We start from the raw sequence: 20,127 nt of genomic DNA, 5'->3' as shown, positions 1-20,127 counted from the left end.
TCTCCTACTTCGGACCAACTCACTATCGCATGTCAGATGAAAGCAGCGTGCGCTTACATGTTGGTGACCAAGTTCCGACTGGCAACAACAATTTACCCGCGCTACCTGCTGAGAAAAACAAGCGTTGCGATGACACTGCGGAACCGTCGCTGTCCTCTTACCACCTGGACAAAATTCCAGAAGACAAGATGGCCGAGTTGGTCGGCACCACACGCCGAGCGCTGCAAGGCAAGCGCGCCAGAGGCGTCATTCCCAAAGGTGTCTGGAACACCATCGATAGCCGCATTTACTACAGCCTGAGGAGATACGAAGCATGGCTCGAGAGCCAATGGGATTGCCCACCGGAGTTGAATTTGCTGGACAGTCCGTCCGCATTCGCTTCACCTGGAAGGGGCAACGCCGCTGCGAAACCCTCCCCTATCCCCAAACGCCGAAGGGGATTAAGGCTGCCGCCGACTTACGCGCTAACGTAACCAGTCTGATTAAGCATGGCGTTCTGGATGATCAGCGCTACGCCGAGTTGTTCCCCAATTCTACATATGCCAGCTACTCAGCGACTCCCCGTTTCGGAGAGTACGCCCAGCAGTGGCTCAACAGTCGCGAGATCGTGGCCGGAACTCGAAAGAACTATCTTGGCTCGCTCAATCTGTACTGGATGCCGTATCTGGCGATGCTACCCATGGACAGCATCACGTCGATGATGCTGCGCAAAGTGGTAGCGAACACTGAATGGCCGACGCCGGGCGTAAAGCGCGCGGCGATTCAGCGCCTGACCACGGTGTTCGGTACCGCAGTAAAAGATGGCCTGATCAACCGTAACCCGGTGGAATCCATCGAGCTGCCGGTAAAGGCCAAAAAGCCCATCGATCCGTTCACGGTTGGCGAGGCCAACCAGATCATTGATCACCTATATAAAACGCTGACCCATTCGATGCGGATCTACGCGGCCTACTTCGAGTTCGCCTTCTACACCGGCATGCGCCCCAGCGAGATCGCGGCGCTGCGCTGGGAAGAGGTCGACAAGGAAAAACGGCTGGTGAACGTGTGTCGGATCGTCGCTGATTACAAGATCGAGGAGCGAACCAAAACCCGCAACGGACGCCAGGTCATGCTCAACAGCCGAGCACTGCACGCCATCAAGCAGGCTGAACTGTTGGCGAAGCAACGTGCTTTGCCAAGCCGGCGCAAACGCACCGAATCGAGCTATGTGTTCCCACCCACCAAGAATTTCGAATTCATCCAGCAATCGAGCGTGACCGACAAACACTTCCAGTCTGCATTAACTGAATTGGGCATTCGCGCCCGCCGGCAATACAACTGCCGACACACATACGCTACCATGTGCCTTATGGCGGGTATGAACCCTGCGTTTATTGCCACTCAGCTCGGTCATAGCGTTCAGATGTTGCTATCGACTTATGCCCGATGGATCAACTCCAGTACAGACTGGAGAGAGCTAGGTAAGCTGGAGAATAGCTTGATTGCTACAGAAAACAAAAACGGGCAATCTTAGACGGGCAGCAAGTTAGATTATGGAGCAACTCGAAAAAATGGGATTTTTCATCAATTTTCGGCACCCTCCAGACATTGCTTCGGCGAAAATTTCGCCCGCGTTCAGAGCACCACCAATCGCGTGTCAATCGGATCATTACTTTACGAGACTTCCGCTACGAAGGTTCGCCTATGTGTTATTTGGTCTGTTTTGTATCTGGAAATTTGCATGAACCTGACCTTCGCTTGGTGGAATATCGGACTAAAACCCCCGGTTGCCTCCGCCAAAGAACCTGACGCCGCTTCTACGCTTCGTCCATGGTTTGGATTCTGCCACCTTAATGAGCTAATGAATCTAGACCTAATTGCATTCGGTGAGGTTTCCGATTCTTTCGTTCGTACAACAGCGCCGTCATTTAAAAGAGCTGGCTTTGACTCCTTAAGCATCACTGGCAAAGAAGGCCGAATTATATTCGATATCGCTGTATTTTTTCGAAGTGAAAAGCTTAAGTTCCTTGACAGCACAAATATAATTCACCCTCATTATTCAGGCAGTCTTAGAGTTGGAGTTAGGGTCAAATTCCTCGTAACCGACACATTAGAAACATTTTATTTCTATATATCTCACTGGCCAAGCCAAATGTCACGCCCTGAACTGGGCAGAGACGAACTTGGTTACGCGCTTAGGATGGATATAAACTCAGTATTTGATGAGGAAGGCTTCGATGCAAAAATCATACTTATGGGAGACTATAATAACGAACCATTTGATAAGCCAATTTACGACAAACTGGTGGCTACTCGCGACAGACGAGTGGTAGTAGACAAACCATTTATCATGTACAACCCATTTTGGAGAAGTTTAGGGGGACTACAACCCTACAGTCGTGACGGAAAGCTATCACCGTGTCACGGCACTTATTATTATAAATCAAGCTCTCACGTAACAAAGTGGTTCACATTCGACCAGATCATAGTATCCTCTGCATTTATGGGGCATAGTAACTGGCATTTAGATGAAGAACAAACAACCGTATTTAACTATCACGAAGATGCTTATTTGAGCGTGAGCTTTTTCAAAAGCTTCGATCATCTACCTATATTCGGAAGGGTAACAAGACATTATGAATGACTTCAAAACCGCTCTAGCTGCAGGCCTTAGTAAAGCTCATCAAATTAATTTGAACAAGGAAGAGATCGATAGAAAACTTGAGCAAATCTCCACTATGCTCTACGAAGGCACATCGGAAAATGTAGAATTATTATTTACCAAAAACTCAACCCACAATGAAGTAATTCTAGGTTACAGCGTTCAAGATGTTTACGTTGTCTTACATCGCGACAATTCAAAAGGCACTAAGATTGCCACTATCATCATAGATGAAGAATCTGGGTATCCCGTAAAAATCGAATCCTCACCCTACAAATTTGTTTGTACAAACGCTCAAGAAATAGAACTTGCATTTTCTGAAATAGTTCAATTAAACACAGTAGCCAATGCAATATTCAGCCTGTGCAACTCATAATTTTTAACGCACTAGGATTGGACATAGAAGCATGAACTCAGAGCAACTTTCCTTGCTCTCAAAAAACAACATTTAAGTAGCAGTTAAGCGACAACAACGTATTTATTAAATGTTCATATATCCGGGCGTTACTTGCTATTGAAAATGTAGAGCTTGGCGAAAAACTGAACGTTTCAAAGGCGTCCAGCACGTACAGTGAGGCTAAATTGTGTTTCCGCTAACCAGGTATCTGGAGCTCACTCGAAAACCGGGGACGAGCGATCCCCCCCTAGACTGCGTTGACCGAACTGTCGATTAGCGCCCGCCGGCAATACAACTGCCGACACACATACGCTACCATGTGCCTCATGGCAGGTATGAACCCTGCGTTTATTGCCACTCAGCTCGGTCATAGCGTTCAGATGTTGCTATCGACATACGCCCGATGGATAAACTCCAGCACCGACTGGGGTGAGCTCGGGAAGCTTGAAAACAGCTTGATTGGTACAAAATTGGTACAGGCAGAAACAGTACCCCTCTGAAACCCTTATGGAATCAGCCCCTGTGACACTGGAACAGAACTACACCGCGATTCTCGGCCAATTGGGCGAGGACGTGTCCCGCGAGGGCCTGCTCGACACGCCAAAGCGTGCCGCCAAAGCCATGCAGTACCTCTGCCGCGGTTATGCACAGACGCTCGAAGAGGTCACCAACGGTGCCCTGTTCAGCTCCGACAACAGCGAAATGGTGCTGGTCAAGGACATCGAGCTGTATTCGTTGTGCGAACATCACCTGCTGCCGTTCATCGGCAAGGCGCATGTCGCCTACATTCCGAGCGGCAAAGTGCTGGGCCTGTCGAAAGTGGCGCGGATCGTCGATATGTACGCCCGTCGCCTGCAGATTCAGGAAAACCTCAGCCGGCAGATCGCCGATGCGGTGATGCAAGTCACCGGCGCGCTGGGCGTCGCTGTAGTGATCGAAGCCAAGCACATGTGCATGATGATGCGCGGCGTCGAAAAGCAGAATTCCTCGATGATCACCTCGGTGATGCTGGGTGAATTCCGCGAAAACGCAGCAACCCGTAGCGAATTCCTCAGCCTCATCAAGTAATTCGCAACAGAAAAGAGCCGGCGTTGATCGCCGGTTTTTTTTCGCCCGTGAAAAATCGGGTAAGCTGCGCGCCCTTCTTCATTTGCACCGTGAGGCTTTCAACGTGTTCGTCAAAGCGCTTCGTGTCGGCCTCGGCCAACTGGTTGTCTTCATCGATTTCATCACTCGGCCGGCCAAGAAGAAACGCCCCGCCGCTGCTCAGGCGCAAGTCGACGCGGCCGCGAAAGATCTGACACTTTATCAATTCCACGCCTGCCCGTTCTGCGTGAAAACCCGCCGCGCCCTGCATCGCTTGAACGTGCCAGTAGCGTTGAGAGACGCGAAGAACAACGAGCAGGATCGCCAGACGTTGCTCGATCAGGGCGGCAAAATCAAAGTGCCTTGCCTGCGTATCGAAGAGAATGGGCAGACCACTTGGATGTATGAATCCAAGGTGATCATTGATTATCTGGATAAGCGGTTTGCTGCGGTCTGACATTTCCGGGGAATGCCGTAAGCGCTATCGCGAGCAGGCTCACTCCTACAGGGGGACGCATTCCAACTGTAGGAGTGAGCCTGCTCGCGATGAGGCCATTACAGGCCCCCATAATCTCAGACAAAAAACCGGTCCTTGTGCCGTTTTATTTATATTCACGCCGCCCTCTCCATCTGCGCCCGCCGCACCACCGCCGCCAATCGCTTCAACCCTTCATCCAGCCGAGCCGGATCGATGTGGCTGAAATTCAGGCGCAGATGCCCATGATGTTTGTCCGGCTCGGGAAAGAACGGCTCACCGGGCATGAACGCCACGTCGTTAGCCAAGGTCTCTTCGAGCAATGTCCGCGTATCCAGCGGTTGCTTCAGTGTCAGCCAGAAAAACAGCCCGCCCTGGGGCATGTTCCAGTCAGCCAGGTCGGCAAAATGTTGTTCCAGCGCCAACTGGAACGCATCACGCCGCTGCCGATAGAAATCACGCAATTCGCTTAAATGCTGCTGATACTTCTCTGAGCCGATCCATTGCAGCGCCTGCCACTGACCGATGCGATTGGTGTGCAGATCAGCCGATTGCTTGAGCTTGAGCAGGTGCGGAAAAAGATCCGCACTGGCAATCAGGTAACCGACACGCAAGCCTGGGAGCAAGGTTTTCGACACGGTACCGGTGTAGATCCAACTGGCTTTTTTCAGGCGGGCGGCAATTGGTGTTGCGCTGCCACCGTCGAAGGTCAAGTCGCGATACGGCTCGTCCTCGATGAGAGGGACGCCGAATTCATCAAGCAATGCGGCAACCGCGGCGCGCTTGGCCTCGCTGTAGCGCACGGCGGATGGATTCTGGAAAGTCGGGATCAGGTAAATGAATGCTGGACGATGCCGCTCGAGACGACTGCGCAGTTGCGCCAGGTTCGGGCCGTCGGGTTCTTGCGGCACGGTCAGGCAATCGGCGCCGAACAGCTGGAAGATCTGCAACGCGGCCAGATAGGTCGGTGCCTCCAGCAGAATTTCCGTGCCTTTATCGATATAAAGCTTGGCTGCCAGATCGAGGGTTTGCTGGGAGCCGCTGACCACCAGCACCTGACTCGCCTGGCATTCAAGGCCCAGCGCCCTCGCCTCTGCCGCCAACGCCTCGCGCAATGCCGGCTCGCCTTCGCTCATACCGTACTGGCCCAGCGCTATGGGCATCTCGGCCCAGTCCACTTTCGGCAGCATCGCTTCAGCGGGTAAACCGCCAGCGAACGACATCACCTCCGGACGCTGGGCCGCCGCAAGGATTTCTCGGATCAAGGAACTTTTGAGGCGTGAGACACGTTCGGAAAAAGCCATTGAGGTCACCGTAGCAAGGCATGCGGAAAATGAGTCAAACTGCTTGACTGAAATTACGGCAGCGTAAGCGAGTACGTCAATATGTTTGACCTTAAAAATCCCACCAGTCAGCAACAGGCCATGGAAGCGTTTTTCTTCGGCTACCAGGCGTTCACGGCCAAGGCTGATGAAATGCTCGAGCGCCGCGGCCTCTCACGGGTGCATCAGCGCATTGTGTTTTTCATCGCGCGCTATCCGAACCTGAGCGTGAAGGAGTTGCTGGCTTTACTCGGCGTAAGCAAACAGGCATTGAACATGCCGCTGCGCCAGTTGCAGGAAATGCATCTGGTCGACAGTGTCGCTTCACAGACGGACAAGCGTAAGCGGCTATTGGAGCTGACGGCGGAAGGTGCGAAGTTCGAGCAGGCACTGCGCCGGGAACAGGTGAAATTGCTGGAACGGGTATTTGCCGAGGCTGGCGAAGCGGCGGTGAATGGCTGGTTGGCGGTGAATCTGGCGTTGGGTGGCAGTCTGGAAACTCTTGAGTGAATCAACAGGCGCTTTCGCGAGCAGGCTCGCTCCCACATGTGAACGCAATACAAAGGTGGGAGCGAGCCCGCTCGCGAATGGCTTGATAGCCATATATCCCTATCGGCAAAAAAATCGTCGACAAAACCCAAAACAATATTTGCTTTATTTGTACACAAAAGCATAATCCACTGCGTGCGAGTTTCTGACTACACGGTCAACAAATTCGCGTATGCCTCAAAGGACCGCTGCCACCCCTCATGGGTCCGGCCCTGGAAATAACAATAAAACTCTTGAGGAGTACTCGCTGTGGAAAGCCGCAAATCCGAAGCACCGCCGCTCGAGCTCACGCCGCCATTACGCAATGGCCTGCTGGAGCGTCTGTTCAAACTCAGCTTGCATGGCACCACGGTGAAGACCGAGCTGATTGCCGGTCTGACAACCTTCATCACCATGGCTTACATCATCTTCGTCAACCCGAACATCATGGCCGATGCCGGCATCGATCACGGTGCGGCCTTCGTCGCCACCTGTATCGCTGCCGCACTCGGCTGCCTGTTGATGGGCCTTTATGCCAACTGGCCGGTCGGCCTGGCGCCGGGCATGGGCCTCAACGCGTTCTTCACCTACACCGTCGTCGGCACCATGGGTTACAACTGGGAAACGGCGCTGGGCGCGGTGTTCGTCTCGGGCGTGCTGTTCATGTTCCTGACCTTTTCGCGGATTCGCGAGTGGCTGCTCAACAGTATTCCGGTCAGTTTGCGGTTTGCGATGGGCGCCGGTGTCGGTCTGTTCCTCGGCCTGATCGGTCTAAAGACTGCCGGTATCGTCGTCGACAGCCCGGCAACGCTGATCAAGCTCGGCTCGCTGCGTGAACCCGGCCCGCTGCTCGCCGCGATCTGCTTTCTGATGATCGCGATCCTCAGTTACCACCGCGTGTTCGGTGCAATCCTCATCAGCATCATCACCGTCACCCTCGCCGGTTGGGGTCTGGGCCTGGTGCACTACGAGGGCATCATGTCCGCGCCGCCGAGCCTGGCGCCAACCTGGATGGCAATGAACGTCGCCGGCGTGTTCAACGTCAGCATGATCAGCGTCGTGCTGGCCTTTCTCTTCGTGCACATGTTCGACACCGCCGGCACGCTGATGGGCGTGGCTCAGCGCGCCAACCTCGTCGCCGCTGACGGTCGTATCGAGAACCTTTCCCGAGCGATGAAGGCTGACAGCGCATCCAGCGTATTCGGCGCCGTGGTCGGCGTGCCGCCCGTGACAAGTTACGTGGAAAGTGCCGCTGGCGTGGCTGCTGGTGGTCGGACTGGTCTTACCGCCGTCACAGTGGGTGTGCTATTTATAGCGGCCATGTTCTTCGCTCCGCTGGCTGGCATGATTCCCGCTTATGCCACGGCGGGCGCCTTGATCTACGTGGCGATGCTGATGATGGGCGGCATGGCCCACATCGAATGGGACGAAGCCACTGACGCGATCCCGGCAATCGTCACGGCGATCATGATGCCACTGACCTTTTCGGTGGCCGACGGCATCGCGCTGGGCTTCATCACTTATGTGGCGTTGAAGGCCGGCACCGGCAAGTACAAGGAAATATCCGTCAGCCTGTGGGTGCTCTGCGCGATCTTCATCGCCAAGTTCATCTTCCTGTAATCGCTGCGCGGTTCACGCTTCAAACCAGCCTCACCCTCACCGGTGGGGCTTTTGCACATATCGATAACAACAAAGGAGCAAAACGATGAGTCTGGAAACCTGGCTGCTGTTCAGTGGTGCTGCACTGGTGGTAATCCTGATCCCGGGGCCGCTGTCGCTGCTGATGATCAGCAACAGTCTGAATTACGGTCTGCGCCGCTCGTACCCGGCGTTTCTCGGCGGGGTGATTGCCTCTATCTGCCTGCTCAGCGCTTCGGCACTGGGGCTTGGCGCTTTGCTGCTGGCCTCGGAGCAACTGTTCAGCGCATTGAAAATCGTCGGCGCATTGTATTTGTTCTATCTTGCCTGGCAGAGCTGGCAGCAATCGCGTCAGCCTTCAGTGGCAGCCGAGGTGCCCCAAGCCGCACCGGTGCCACGCTTCCGCACGCTATTCGGGCGCGCTTTTGTACTGGGCGCGAGCAATCCGAAAGATATCCTCTTCTTCGCCGCGTTTCTGCCGCAGTTCCTCAGCGCGAACCAAGCGTTCCTGCCGCAGTTGCTGATCATGATCGCGACCTGGGTAGTACTCGATCTGTGCTGCAAACTGGCCTACGGCCTGGGCGCCCATGGCGCAGCGCGTTATCTGCGCAGTGGCAAGGGGCAGAGCTGGTTCAACCGAATCAGTGCCGGATTGTTTGGCGGTGCCGGCGCGACATCATTGCTCAGCAGCCATTAAGACATCGTATGGCCCACCCTCCCGACTGAACGGATTCAAATCGGGAGGGTGCTGTTTTCAATTAATCACCGCGCGCCAAGCCTGTAATCATTGACAGGCAATACATGGCAACAACCGCCTTATGTACAGCGCTGAAAAGAGCACCTTAATATCCGCTGCAATTCGATAACAACAGCCTGAACAAGGAAGTTCTCATGGCCACTTTGATACATGAAGCATCAATTCAAACCGATCCGGCAATTGACCCGAACAACCACAAAGTTACCGACACGGTTGTTGTCACGGATATGCGTTTCGAGAGCAACGAGCGCAAGCCTGCAACCATTGACGCACCTGAAGATTCATCCAAGCCGAACCAGTTGAAGTTCGCAGACAACATATTCGGACCATTGCAGATTGGCGACATATCAATAACACGAGTAGCGCTGGACCGCTTGGGCGCGACGGTCGATGGCAAACCTTTAAATGGTCGTAATACTTTCAGTCGAGTACTTAAACGCTCTTTTATCAATGCCCTGCAATTCGACCTGAACAAAGTCGAACACGCGATGAAGACCGCCACTGGCAGTGATACTTACTTGTTGCCGAACCTGCTGTTTGAAATGGCCAGTCACCGTCCTCTGACCGCGCCGGCACTGTTCAGCGAAGCCATCACCGACGAAGGTGGTCCGGGTAACTACCGCCGCAAACTCCTGAAACTTGCCAACGCCGCGCAGGCACTCGACCTGCAGCATGTGCATCTGCCCAAGCATCATCCGCGCTGGAAAACATTGACCAAAAGCTACGCAGCACTCGGCTCCAGTGTCGGCATTCAGGGCTTCGGGATTTTCATGGGCCTGCGCGGAGTCGTCGATGCGATCAAGGCCGACAACACCACGGAAATCGCGATAAACAGCGTGGGAATCGCATCCGAACTGGGTTCGATCGCTGTCGACGTTACCGTCAGTAAAATTGCCACGCAGATGCTCACCGCCGGGCAGCACGCCTACCGCGACTTCGCCAGGACGCGAATGGCGGTCAGGCTGGGACGTTCGGGCGGCCTGATCGGTGGCGCTTTGACGTTGCCATTCGATATCTACACCGCGGTGCGATCCATGAATGCCGCCGAGAATGCGACGGGCAAGGAGGCGATGGATCACTATGTCAGCGCCGGCCTGAGCATTACCAGCGCGGCCATGACCGTGATCCTTGGGACTGCGGCGATGGTCGGATTTTCGTTCGCCGGCCCGGTCGGGCTGGCTGCCGGGGCGATTCTCGCTATCGGCTCGCAGGTTTATGGTGCGGTGCGCATCGTCGACGACATTGATGACTACATCGAGCTCACCCTTGATGAGCGGTGGCGCACCGGATGGTTTGCGTTCTGCATGCTGGATATCGATCAGAACATTCAACATCGCTACGTCAAGGCCAAGACCTTGCTGCAGCACTCCGCCAAGTTGAAGGCGACGGCAAGGCAACTGCTCGATGGCCCTCTCAAGGACACCACCGAAGCCATCGTCAACGGTCAGTTCGAGGTGCGCCTGAGGCCGACCCAGGTCTGGAAGCGGAACTGGTGGACCAAACAGGATGCCTGGGAATCGGTACATGTCCCGGAAATAGTAGGCACTGACGACACCATCGATGCGCGCGAAGGGGTAACGAAGGACACGCCCGGTGCGCACCTGGGCACTGCAGCGGAGAACAAGAGCGTTCTCTGGCTGCTGACCGAAGGCGACGACTCGATCAAGGGGGTCGAAAAAAAAACGAATGTCTTTCATTACAAGTCGGGAAAAAAGGACCTGGCTGGCGGCGAGAAAGACGATCAATTCGTGTTCGAGAATGCGGCGGACTTTCTCAAACAAGGCACGGATGCCACGCACCATTCGACACTGCGAGGCGCGGATGGCAACGACACACTGGTCCTCGGCGGCCATTATTCGAGTTTCCGCACAGCGAAAACCGGTTATGACGTCGACTTGCTGGCCGGTACGCTGCAGATCATCTCAACCGATCCATCTGCCGAACAGGGCAAGCAATATGTCCTCCACAGCTTGATAGACAGCATCGAAAACGTTGAAACCGTCGACAGCGCGGCGAGCATCGTGACCGGTACAGCGCAACCCAACATCATCAAGGCGCGCGGCAGCGACGTCATCAACGCCGGCGCCGGGGACGACCAGATTTACCTGTCGCACAAGGACGCTCAGGCCTGCGGCGATGCCGGTGCCGACCAGTACTTCATCGCTCACGTGGCGGGGCGCTTCTCGATCTTCGAAGATGGCAAACAGCCGAGCTACATCGTATTGAACTGGAAGAAAGAGCTGATTGATTCCTGGAAAATTGCAGGTAACCACTTGATCATCACTTCCGGATTCGAATTCGATGACATCCCGAAGAATATCCTGACCATCCATGACGTTTACGAAGAAGACGCGGATGAACGGAAACTGATCAATAAAAACCTGACATTCATCACCCGCGACGGTTACCAGTTCACACTTGATCTGCCAGAGAAAGTCACCGAGGAAAAGACCGCCGATTTTTCCGAAACCCTTATCAAGCTCGGCCAGCCACAAAGACCCATTATCGTTTACGCAGATGAATGCTGGATCAGACATCAGCAGGAAGCGAGTTACTACCTGCCGCGCGCTAATAACATGACCACCTTCTACTCGGTACTTCGTCCTGGAATAGTCAGTAAAATCCATCTGGACTACAACAGCGATGAGTTGACAAAAGCCGAGGCGCATTTCTTTGCCGTCAAACATGAATCCTATCGGCTGACTGCAGGTTGCCATCTCGTTTATCACTTCGGCGATAAACGTATCAAGTTGAATTATTTCGCCGCCGCTCGTAATGAAGATGACCATGACAATCTGACTAAAATTCTGCGCACCATGGCGGGCCGGCCGTTTTTTCGCTATGTGCTGATCTTCAAGGACGGTGTCGCCTTGAATGCCGGCCTCACGGATGAAACCGATGCCCTGCCGGCGTTTTCCGATTACGCGGTGGCAAGGGAGTGGATCACTCCGATGACCCTGCCCCTGGCTTTTCGCTCACGGCGTTACAGTTATGCATTGCCGGAAAACCAGGCGCACGAAATGGGCAATCGACACTCCTGTGCCACGCTCACTGCCCTGACCGTGCAAACCGCCATGGAAAGCCTCATCGGTGAAGGCTCGACGTACCTGATTCATCTCGTTGCCGACACGACCCTTAAACTTTCGACACCCGGTGCACTCGCCGAAGCGAGCGTGCGGCTAGCGAATTCCTCCACGTGGGAACTCGACGCCACAAAGCTTGGTACGGTCGATATCGAACTCACCGACAACCGGTTATCCATCGGCACCTGCACCATTCATCTACCAGTGTATGAAAGCGACGACCTGATCGATCAGATCCGCGTCATCACTGCGAACGGCGTAGTGCATACGGTCGATCTGGTGTTCGATCGGGTCTACCCGGATGGCCTGGATGCACGCTTCTTCGAAGCACCCGATGCTGCGAAACCGCTACCAGCAGCGCTCGCCTCATTGGCTGCCAATGTGGTCAAGGTCAGGAACGCCGAGTGGATTTTCGATGGGACAACTGCGCTCAGTTACAACTTCGCCGCCCACGGCTGGGTACTGCGTACCGACAAGTCACGCGTTGAAGCCTGTGAGGTGCGGGTGACGAATCGCTGCAGTCACCAATCCGGCATCTTCATACCCGCGCCACAGAGCGACGTTCCACCCGCTTGACGTCGAAATATCGTCTATCGATCCCTTAGCGAATAGTGCTTTCAGCCAGGCGCCTGTGCGCGCCTGCGCCTCACCTCATGAGTTTTCACAATGGCCAGACCACCGAAAAAAATCTCTGTCACGACAAAAGCCGACGCGCCCGCCACTTCAAGTGCAGGTGCACCAACACGCAGGAACAGCGTCGGTCTCGACATGCCTGACGCGCTGTTGCTGGGCATTGACCCGACGCCCGTCAGCCGTGGCGCGAACAGCCCTGCAGCAGCCGACAGCATGCCTACCGTGAGGATTCACGAGATACCGCCGCCAGTGGACAATTCCGGCACGGCACGCAGCGCGAGCGCTTGGCCGCAGGAACGTATTCACGAGCTGGTTCCGCTGTCGGACGACAATGGACTGTTCACCGGTCCGGATCAGCGCACCTATGCACAAATCGCCGGCCAAGGACGGTTTGAGGTCGAACGGGATCAGCACGGTCACTACCATTTGCCGCTGACCTTCGCACCCGGCGTCCACGGTCCTGCCCTGGTGCGCAACGAAGGACAGCCAAGCTGGCGCATCCAGCGCCCTGACAGGCAATCGATCCGGCCCGCGCCCGCCTCAACTGACCCACTCCGCCCGACCTATCTGACACCCTCGCAAGCCAGCGGGCTGACCAAAGCAGACCTCGCGACCGATGGCATCCGCTACAACAAGCTCAAGCAGACCTTTGTGACTACGGCGGACGGCACGGTGATGGTCCGCCAAAACAAGGCCGGGGAATATCAGCAGGCATTTGCGTCAAGCCACGAGGCGCCTGATATCTATTTTGAGCAGATCCCGGGCACCGTGTTCTGGCGGCAGAAAACCAGCCGCACACAGCTCGACGACACGCCGTCGTCCGGCCGCCAACCGATCGCTGACGCAGACGAACCGATGGCCGGGCCGAGCAAACGGCCACGGCTGGAAACCGCAGCCGAACCAGCGGCAACGCACGCGGCAGCCGAGCCTGATCAGCAGACCCCGTACTTCTGGCTGTCATGGGGTCAAATGAACAAGCTTGCAGGCATCGAGTCGGTGCAGCTTGGCTGGCTGCATTATCCCATCGTGCCAATCGGCTCGAACCTCGCGCCCAACGTGTATTTCCTGCGTCACCCGGAGTTTGTGCCGGCACACTTTGAGGCTTTCGAAAACATGCTGGCCCACACGCCCGCGCTGCAGCCCGTGGCAACGTTTCGAACCGACAGCGATCCGCGCAAAATCCCTACGGGAAAACGTTTGTTCGAAGAGCCGATCAGCCAGTCTGTTGCTCGTGCATTCCCTGATTTCTCCGCCGTGACTGCACGTGCGGTTGCCAGACGGTTGTTTGAGCTGGCAGATCACTCGCCGACCATTACCGGCACCGGGCTGATGAATATCCACACCGCGCTGCATCAGTGGCTGCACCCGCAACTTTCGACGACGCCGACACTGGCCCACCCGATCAGCATGCTGGCCGTGGCGCCTGATATCGATCTCGGCAGCAAAAGGCTGATCCGGATGCCGTCCGAGGAGGCCAGTGAGTTGCAACGGCTGACCTTCGATCCGCAGCGGTTTCCCTTGGCCTGGAATCATTACAAAACCTATCCCTCCGACCTCAACCTGAGACGTCTGCTCGGCTCCTTGCTGGTAAACAGCGGCTACGACATATTCCCGCTGACGCATGAACATCGCATGCCGACGCTGGTGTTCAGACGAGCCCATCACGATCAGGTTTTCCTGCTGAAACTGGGAGCGATCGACCAGGCGGGCCTGACTCACGTGCCCGGCAATGAACTGACTGAACCGAGCTTGCCCGCGCGGATCGGGCAGGACGCCTTCAAGGTTCTCACCGAGGCCGCTGCGCAACACAAAGTGGTGTGGCTGATCGGAGGTGTATTGAAAGTTGCCGGCAAGCCTGACTCGGTGTTCATAATCCGCGAGCGCTGAGCAGCGCCCTCGAACGGCGGTCAGGAGGGCATCTTGCAACAATAAAAAAAGCCCGCAGTGTGAGCGGGCGAAAGACCAAAGAAGCTATATGCGCAGTCGCTTCCCGGTGGGGCTGCTGCTTGGGGGTCAGCTGCCGCGATACGTGGAATAGCTGTAAGGCGAAATCAGCAGGGGCACGTGGTAGTGCTCCTGCTCCGCAGAGATACCGAAACGCAGCACCACCACGTCGAGAAATGCTGGCTCGGGCAGTTGCACACCGCGGGCGCGGTAGTAATCGCCGGCATGGAACTGCACCTGATAGACGCCAGTGCGATAATCGTCGCCTTGCAGCAGCGGCGCATCGACCCGGCCATCGCTGTTGGTTGTCGCACTGGCGACCAATTCCAGGTGCGATCCTTCAACGCGGTACAGCTCGACCTTGATCGAGCTGCCCGGGCAACCGTGTGCAGCGTCCAAAACGTGTGTTGTCAAACGTCCCATTGATTCTGCGCGCCTGGCCGCCATGGGCGATCAGACTTCGCGCCTCCCGAAGTCAGGTGAAAGGAGACCGCACCGATTCGGAGCACGAAAAGTTGCGGCGAGCGACTGATTAAGACACTTTTCAAAAAAATTGTACACAATAAAAACGACATTTTTCGCTTCACCCCCGCCATCCGGGCGTTTATCGCCAATCTGCAAGTAAAGCGCCTGATCATTGAACCTTCTATTCATTAGCTGACTGGTCAGGCAGGTTTCTTGCAGGCTTGAACCGCTAACAGCAAAAGATGACGGCCGGTGAAAAATGCGAAAATTCAGGCTTACAAAATGCAAATAAAGTTGTATACAATCAGCCCATCGCTGTGACGCCAGCCTGCCAGGCCGCCACACCAATCTGTCAACGTACAAGAAGGAAGACTGCAGTGAGCGCTGACTACCCACGCGACCTGATCGGTTACGGCAGTAACCCTCCTCACCCACACTGGCCGGGCAATGCCCGGATCGCGCTGTCCTTCGTGCTCAATTACGAAGAAGGCGGCGAGCGCAATATTCTGCACGGCGACAAGGAATCCGAAGCCTTCCTGTCCGAGATGGTCGCCGCTCAGCCGCTGCAAGGCGCGCGCAACATGAGCATGGAATCGCTTTACGAGTATGGCAGCCGTGCCGGCGTCTGGCGCATTCTGAAGCTGTTCAAGGAATTCGACATTCCGCTGACCATCTTCGCCGTGGCCATGGCCGCCCAGCGTCACCCGGACGTGATCCGTGCGATGGTCGAAGCCGGCCACGAGATCTGCAGCCACGGTTACCGCTGGATCGACTACCAGTACATGGACGAAGCGCAGGAGCGCGAGCACATGCTCGAAGCGATCCGCATCCTCACCGAACTCACCGGTGAACGTCCGCTGGGCTGGTACACCGGTCGCACCGGGCCGAACACCCGTCGCCTGGTCATGGAAGAAGGCGGTTTCCTTTACGATTGCGACACCTACGACGACGACCAGCCCTACTGGGAACCGAACAACCCGACCGGCAAGCCGCATCTGGTGATCCCGTACACCCTCGACACCAACGACATGCGCTTCACGCAAGTGCAGGGTTTCAACAAGGGTGACGATTTCTTCGAATACCTCAAAGACGCCTTCGATGTGCTGTACGCCGAAGGGGCCGAGGCGCCGAAAATGCTCTCGATCGGTCTGCATTGCCGTCTGATCGGCCGCCCCGGTCGCCTCGCTTCGCTCAAGCGCTTTATCGAATACGCCAAAAGTCATGAACAGGTGTGGTTCAGCCGTCGCGTCGACATCGCGCGCCACTGGCAGCAAACCCACCCGTACCAAGGGACTGCAAAATGAGCCGCTTTCAAACCCTGCAACCGTCGACCCTGAGCCGCGACGCTTTCGTCAACGCTTTTGCCGACATATACGAACACTCGCCATGGGTGGCCGAAAAGGCCTACGACCTCGGTGCGGATGCTTCGATCGACGAGATCGAAACCCTGCACCAGCGCATGAGCGATATCCTGTTGAGCGCCGATCATGCCAGCCAGCTGGCCCTGATCAACGCTCACCCGGACCTGGCCGGCAAAGCCGCCGTCCAGGGCCAACTGACCGAAGCCAGCACCAATGAACAGGCTGGCGCCGGTATTCACCAATGCACGGCCGAAGAGTTCCAGCGCTTCACCGAGCTGAACGACGCCTACAAGGCCAAGTTCAAGTTTCCCTTCATCATGGCGGTAAAAGGCAGCAACCGGCATCAGATCCTCGCGGCGTTCGAAACGCGCATCAACAATTCGGTGGAAGCCGAATTCAAATGCGCGCTGGCGGAGATCAACAAGATTGCCCTGTTCCGTTTACTGACCCTTTAGCAAGCTTGGCCCGAGCGTGAATGAACGCGTAACGCCCAGGGCCCTGCAAGCATCCCCAGCCACTAATTCAAAGGCAGACAAGAAGAATGAAAGCTTACGCCGTACCTTTCGAAAAATACGTCAACCTGGCCGACGCCCGTCTGGGCACCAAGATCATTTCGGTCACCGATGACTGGTTCGCAGACGCCAATCGTCTGTTTCAGCCGACCCCGGCCGTATGGAAGGAGGGCGTGTTCGATGACAACGGCAAGTGGATGGACGGCTGGGAGTCGCGCCGCAAGCGCTTCGAAGGTTACGACAGCGCGGTGATCCGTCTGGGCGTACCGGGCTCGATCAAAGGCGTGGACATCGACACTTCATTCTTCACCGGCAACTACCCGCCATCGGCCTCGCTGGAAGCCTGCTTCCTGGCCTCGGGCGAGCCGGATGAAAACACCCAGTGGACCGAAGTGCTGTCGGCCGTCGAGCTGCAGGGCAACAGCCACCACTACCACGAAATCAGCAACGACCAGGCCTTCAGCCACCTGCGCTTCAACATCTACCCGGACGGCGGCGTCGCGCGTCTGCGTGTCTACGGCATTCCGTTCCGCGACTGGTCGGCAGTGGGTGACAACGAGCAAGTCGATCTGGCCGCAGCCCTGAACGGTGGCCGCGCCCTCGCCTGCTCCGACGAACACTTCGGGCGCATGAGCAACATCCTCAACCCGGGCCGTGGCATCAACATGGGCGATGGCTGGGAAACCGCGCGTCGTCGCACCCCGGGCAATGACTGGGTGATCGTCGCCCTGGGTCATCCGGGCGAGATCGAGAAGATCGTCGTCGATACCCTGCACTTCAAAGGCAACTACCCGGACACCTGCTCGATCCAGGGCGCGTTCGTCAAGGGTGGCACTGACAGCCAGATCGAAACCCAGTCGCTGTTCTGGCGCGAACTGCTGCCAAGCCAGAAGCTGGAAATGCACGCCGAGCACACCTTCGTCGAGCAGATCAAAGCGCTGGGCCCGATCACCCACATCCGCCTGAACGTGTTCCCGGATGGTGGCGTGAGTCGCTTGCGTGTATTGGGCAAGGTCGCGAAGTAATGCTGAGTCTGTAGGAGCTGCCGCAGGCTGCGATCTTTTGATCTTAAAAACAAAATCAAAAGATCGCAGGCTTCGCCAGCTCCTACAGGGATTGCGCAAGACGCACTGGCAAGTTGAACAACACAGAATTTTGGATAAGAAGAACAGCATGCGCACATTGACGATTGAACCGCTGACCAAAGAAGCCTTCGCCCCTTTCGGTGACGTGATCGAAACCGACGGCAGCGATCACTTCATGATCAACAACGGTTCGACCATGCGCTTCCACAAACTGGCGACGGTCGAAACCGCGACGCCTGAGGACAACGCAATCATCAGCATTTTCCGCGCGGATGCGCAGGACATGCCGCTGACCGTTTGCATGCTGGAACGCCATCCGCTGGGCAGCCAGGCTTTCATTCCGCTGCTCGGCAACCCCTTTCTGATCGTGGTCGCGCCAGTTGGCGATGCACCTGTATCAGGCTTGGTCCGCGCCTTCGTCACCAACGGCAGGCAGGGCATCAATTACCATCGCGGCGTCTGGCACCACCCGGTGCTGACGATCGAAAAGCGGGATGACTTCCTGGTGGTTGATCGCAGTGGCACAGGCAATAACTGCGATGAGCATTTTTTCAAAGAGGATGAGCGTCTGATCCTCGCCCCCCACCAATAAGAGAAGGTCTGATCACTCGACAACAAGAGTGACAGGCGAGAGGTAAAGACTGTGGAAGCACATCTGTTGGAATGGCTGAACCTGAGCGTGCGCTGGGTTCACATGATCACTGGCGTGGCCTGGATCGGCGCGTCGTTCTACTTCGTCTGGCTGGAGAACAACCTCAACCGCGTCAACCCGAAAACCGGTCTGGCCGGTGATCTGTGGGCGATCCACGGCGGCGGCATCTACCACCTGGAAAAATACAAACTGGCCCCACCGTCCATGCCGGACAACCTGCACTGGTTCAAGTGGGAAGCCTACTTCACCTGGATGTCGGGGATCGCGCTGCTCTGCGTGGTGTTCTACTCCAACCCGGTGCTCTACCTCGTGGCACCCGGCAGCGGCCTCAGCGGTCCTGAAGGCGTGGCCATCGGTATCGGCTCACTGATCGTCGGCTGGTTCGTCTACGACTTCCTCTGCGATTCGGCCCTGGGCAAGAAGCCCGCCCTGCTCGGCTTCATCCTGTTTGTCCTGATCATTGCCGCGGCCTATGGCTTCAGCAAAGTGTTCAGCGGTCGGGGTGCGTACCTGCACGTCGGCGCGATCATCGGCACCATCATGGTCGGCAACGTGTTCCGCATCATCATGCCGGCACAACGGGCACTGGTCGCGGCGATCGCCGAGAACCGCACGCCGGATCCGGCACTGCCGGCCAAGGGTTTGCTGCGTTCGCGTCACAACAACTACTTCACCCTGCCGGTGCTGTTCATCATGATCAGCAACCACTTCCCGAGCACTTACGGCAGCCAGTACAACTGGTTGATCCTGGCCGGGATCGCGGTGTTGGCGGTGTTGGTGCGTCACTACTTCAACACCCGTCACGACAGCCACAAGTTTGCCTGGACGCTGCCGGTCGCAGCAGTGGGCATGATCAGCCTGGCCTACGTCACCGGCCCGACGCCGATGTCGAACGCACCTGAAGTGGCCAAGGCGCCAGCCAAAATCGAATACCAACCGCTGCCGGAAACGGCACTGGGCGGTGGTGCGAAACCGGCTGAAGCGGCGGCACCTGCTGCACCGGCAGCCCCTGCAACAGCGCCAGCGCCAGCGCAAGCCTCGAATGCCGGCCCCGGGTTCGACAAAGTGCACAACGTGATTCAAGAGCGTTGCACGGTGTGCCATTCGTCTAAACCGACCAGCCCGTTGTTCAGCGCAGCCCCGGCCGGTGTGATGTTCGACACCCCCGAGCAGATCCGCCAGAACGCCGCGCGCATTCAGGCGCAAGCCATCACCACGCAGATCATGCCACTGGGCAACATCACCCAGATGACCCAGCAGGAACGTGACCTGATCGGTGCCTGGATTGCCCAGGGAGCGCAGACCAACTAAGCCACACAAAAGCCTGTGTAAAAGCAGGCTTTTGTGGCGAGGGAGGGTGCTCCCCCCCGGGCGGGCCGCAGGGCGCCCCCTCTCTTGAGGAGGGGGGCTCCGCCGCCCCACCCCGGGCCGCGGCCTCTCCCCCCCAACCGAAGCACACAAAAAAACCATAGGCAACCCGGCGCGGTGAATCACAAAATAAAAAAAAAGAAAAAGGTGGAGTAGCCTGTCGGTGCGTACGCCGCGCAC

General features: G+C 56.5%; 17 protein-coding genes and 1 pseudogene. 16 read left to right on the top strand and 2 right to left on the bottom strand.

Annotation, left to right across the window (positions count from 1 at the left end):
- The first annotated feature begins 313 nt into the window (after window positions 1–313).
- The 6 genes and pseudogenes from AEQ63_RS20625 to AEQ63_RS20615 all read left to right on the top strand — a co-directional run bounded on the left by AEQ63_RS20625 (window position 314) and on the right by AEQ63_RS20615 (window position 4,581).
- Window positions 314–1,513: a tyrosine-type recombinase/integrase gene (locus AEQ63_RS20625; RefSeq protein ID WP_064364570.1), complete on the top strand. Its 1,200-nt coding sequence runs from the start codon at window positions 314–316 to the stop codon at window positions 1,511–1,513.
- Between the two features lie 207 nt (window positions 1,514–1,720).
- A complete protein-coding gene (locus AEQ63_RS28365) occupies window positions 1,721–2,623 on the top strand; it encodes an endonuclease/exonuclease/phosphatase family protein (RefSeq protein WP_152972400.1) in 903 nt (300 codons plus the stop codon).
- A complete protein-coding gene (locus tag AEQ63_RS28360) occupies window positions 2,616–3,017 on the top strand; it encodes a hypothetical protein (protein ID WP_152972399.1) in 402 nt (133 codons plus the stop codon). The genes AEQ63_RS28365 and AEQ63_RS28360 overlap by 8 nt, the downstream gene beginning before the upstream one ends.
- A 275-nt stretch (window positions 3,018–3,292) precedes the next feature.
- Window positions 3,293–3,538: pseudogene (locus tag AEQ63_RS29000) on the top strand (site-specific integrase); the annotation flags it as partial.
- A 22-nt stretch (window positions 3,539–3,560) separates the two neighbouring features.
- A complete protein-coding gene (gene folE / locus AEQ63_RS20620) occupies window positions 3,561–4,106 on the top strand; it encodes a GTP cyclohydrolase I FolE (RefSeq protein ID WP_064364569.1) in 546 nt (181 codons plus the stop codon).
- A 103-nt stretch (window positions 4,107–4,209) separates the two neighbouring features.
- Window positions 4,210–4,581, top strand: coding sequence for a glutathione S-transferase N-terminal domain-containing protein (locus AEQ63_RS20615; RefSeq protein ID WP_064364568.1), 372 nt, complete (start codon window positions 4,210–4,212; stop codon window positions 4,579–4,581).
- 155 nt (window positions 4,582–4,736) lie between these two features.
- Here AEQ63_RS20615 and AEQ63_RS20610 read toward each other — a convergent pair whose 3' ends face one another.
- Window positions 4,737–5,903, bottom strand: coding sequence for an aminotransferase-like domain-containing protein (locus tag AEQ63_RS20610; protein ID WP_064364567.1), 1,167 nt, complete (start codon window positions 5,901–5,903; stop codon window positions 4,737–4,739).
- A gap of 81 nt (window positions 5,904–5,984) precedes the next feature.
- Here AEQ63_RS20610 and AEQ63_RS20605 point away from each other — a divergent pair, with 81 nt between their 5' ends.
- The 5 genes from AEQ63_RS20605 to AEQ63_RS20585 all read left to right on the top strand — a co-directional run bounded on the left by AEQ63_RS20605 (window position 5,985) and on the right by AEQ63_RS20585 (window position 14,447).
- Window positions 5,985–6,431 (top strand): MarR family winged helix-turn-helix transcriptional regulator, encoded by a 447-nt coding sequence (locus tag AEQ63_RS20605; RefSeq protein WP_064364566.1) that lies wholly within the window; start codon window positions 5,985–5,987, stop codon window positions 6,429–6,431.
- A gap of 288 nt (window positions 6,432–6,719) precedes the next feature.
- Complete coding sequence (locus tag AEQ63_RS20600) at window positions 6,720–8,069, top strand: NCS2 family permease (protein ID WP_024012217.1); 1,350 nt, start codon at window positions 6,720–6,722, stop codon at window positions 8,067–8,069.
- A gap of 85 nt (window positions 8,070–8,154) precedes the next feature.
- Window positions 8,155–8,784 carry a LysE family translocator gene (locus AEQ63_RS20595; RefSeq protein ID WP_064364565.1) on the top strand — a complete coding sequence of 210 codons (630 nt, stop codon included), beginning with the start codon at window positions 8,155–8,157 and terminating at the stop codon, window positions 8,782–8,784.
- A gap of 194 nt (window positions 8,785–8,978) precedes the next feature.
- The gene (locus AEQ63_RS28800) at window positions 8,979–12,503 is read left to right on the top strand and encodes a hypothetical protein (RefSeq protein ID WP_064364564.1); all 3,525 of its coding nucleotides are present in this window, start codon (window positions 8,979–8,981) and stop codon (window positions 12,501–12,503) included.
- 90 nt (window positions 12,504–12,593) lie between these two features.
- Window positions 12,594–14,447, top strand: a complete 1,854-nt coding sequence (locus AEQ63_RS20585; RefSeq protein WP_152972398.1) for a hypothetical protein — start codon at window positions 12,594–12,596, stop codon at window positions 14,445–14,447.
- A gap of 126 nt (window positions 14,448–14,573) precedes the next feature.
- Here the strand turns inward: AEQ63_RS20585 and uraH are convergent, their stop codons facing one another.
- Entirely contained in the window at window positions 14,574–14,927 is a 354-nt protein-coding gene (gene uraH, locus AEQ63_RS20580) for a hydroxyisourate hydrolase (protein WP_041479332.1), read from the bottom strand.
- Between the two features lie 419 nt (window positions 14,928–15,346).
- On the opposite strand from uraH, the gene puuE reads away from it, so the two are divergent.
- The 5 genes from puuE (at window position 15,347) to AEQ63_RS20555 (ending at window position 19,890) form a co-directional block, all read left to right on the top strand.
- Window positions 15,347–16,273, top strand: a complete 927-nt coding sequence (gene puuE, locus AEQ63_RS20575; RefSeq protein WP_064364562.1) for an allantoinase PuuE — start codon at window positions 15,347–15,349, stop codon at window positions 16,271–16,273.
- Window positions 16,270–16,785 carry a 2-oxo-4-hydroxy-4-carboxy-5-ureidoimidazoline decarboxylase gene (uraD, locus tag AEQ63_RS20570; protein ID WP_064364561.1) on the top strand — a complete coding sequence of 172 codons (516 nt, stop codon included), beginning with the start codon at window positions 16,270–16,272 and terminating at the stop codon, window positions 16,783–16,785. Before puuE ends, uraD begins: the two co-directional genes overlap by 4 nt.
- 86 nt (window positions 16,786–16,871) lie before the next feature.
- Complete coding sequence (alc, locus tag AEQ63_RS20565) at window positions 16,872–17,867, top strand: allantoicase (protein ID WP_042608506.1); 996 nt, start codon at window positions 16,872–16,874, stop codon at window positions 17,865–17,867.
- Window positions 17,868–18,015: 148 nt separating this feature from the next.
- Window positions 18,016–18,519, top strand: a complete 504-nt coding sequence (locus AEQ63_RS20560) for an ureidoglycolate lyase (RefSeq protein ID WP_039763801.1) — start codon at window positions 18,016–18,018, stop codon at window positions 18,517–18,519.
- 51 nt (window positions 18,520–18,570) lie between these two features.
- Window positions 18,571–19,890 (top strand): urate hydroxylase PuuD, encoded by a 1,320-nt coding sequence (locus AEQ63_RS20555; RefSeq protein WP_064364560.1) that lies wholly within the window; start codon window positions 18,571–18,573, stop codon window positions 19,888–19,890.
- The last annotated feature ends 237 nt before the right edge of the window (window positions 19,891–20,127 follow it).

The sequence above is a fragment of the Pseudomonas sp. RIT-PI-o genome, assembly GCF_001297215.1.
In the GTDB taxonomy this organism is placed as follows: Bacteria; Pseudomonadota; Gammaproteobacteria; order Pseudomonadales; family Pseudomonadaceae; genus Aquipseudomonas; species Aquipseudomonas moraviensis_A.
The sequence above is the reverse complement of the archived record's forward strand: the minus strand, read 5'-3'. Positions and strand labels throughout refer to the sequence as shown.

What these genes read in the sequence shown, in the direction of transcription:
- AEQ63_RS20625 (WP_064364570.1), top strand. Translation starts at nt 314, where the DNA reads ATGGCTCGAGAGCCAATGGGATTGCCCACCGGAGTTGAATTTGCTGGA.
- AEQ63_RS28365 (WP_152972400.1), top strand. Translation starts at nt 1,721, where the DNA reads ATGAACCTGACCTTCGCTTGGTGGAATATCGGACTAAAACCCCCGGTT.
- AEQ63_RS28360 (WP_152972399.1), top strand. Translation starts at nt 2,616, where the DNA reads ATGAATGACTTCAAAACCGCTCTAGCTGCAGGCCTTAGTAAAGCTCAT.
- AEQ63_RS20610 (WP_064364567.1), bottom strand. Translation starts at nt 5,903, where the DNA reads ATGGCTTTTTCCGAACGTGTCTCACGCCTCAAAAGTTCCTTGATCCGA.
- AEQ63_RS20605 (WP_064364566.1), top strand. Translation starts at nt 5,985, where the DNA reads ATGTTTGACCTTAAAAATCCCACCAGTCAGCAACAGGCCATGGAAGCG.
- AEQ63_RS20595 (WP_064364565.1), top strand. Translation starts at nt 8,155, where the DNA reads ATGAGTCTGGAAACCTGGCTGCTGTTCAGTGGTGCTGCACTGGTGGTA.
- AEQ63_RS28800 (WP_064364564.1), top strand. Translation starts at nt 8,979, where the DNA reads ATGGCCACTTTGATACATGAAGCATCAATTCAAACCGATCCGGCAATT.
- AEQ63_RS20585 (WP_152972398.1), top strand. Translation starts at nt 12,594, where the DNA reads ATGGCCAGACCACCGAAAAAAATCTCTGTCACGACAAAAGCCGACGCG.
- uraH (WP_041479332.1), bottom strand. Translation starts at nt 14,927, where the DNA reads ATGGGACGTTTGACAACACACGTTTTGGACGCTGCACACGGTTGCCCG.
- uraD (WP_064364561.1), top strand. Translation starts at nt 16,270, where the DNA reads ATGAGCCGCTTTCAAACCCTGCAACCGTCGACCCTGAGCCGCGACGCT.
- alc (WP_042608506.1), top strand. Translation starts at nt 16,872, where the DNA reads ATGAAAGCTTACGCCGTACCTTTCGAAAAATACGTCAACCTGGCCGAC.
- AEQ63_RS20560 (WP_039763801.1), top strand. Translation starts at nt 18,016, where the DNA reads ATGCGCACATTGACGATTGAACCGCTGACCAAAGAAGCCTTCGCCCCT.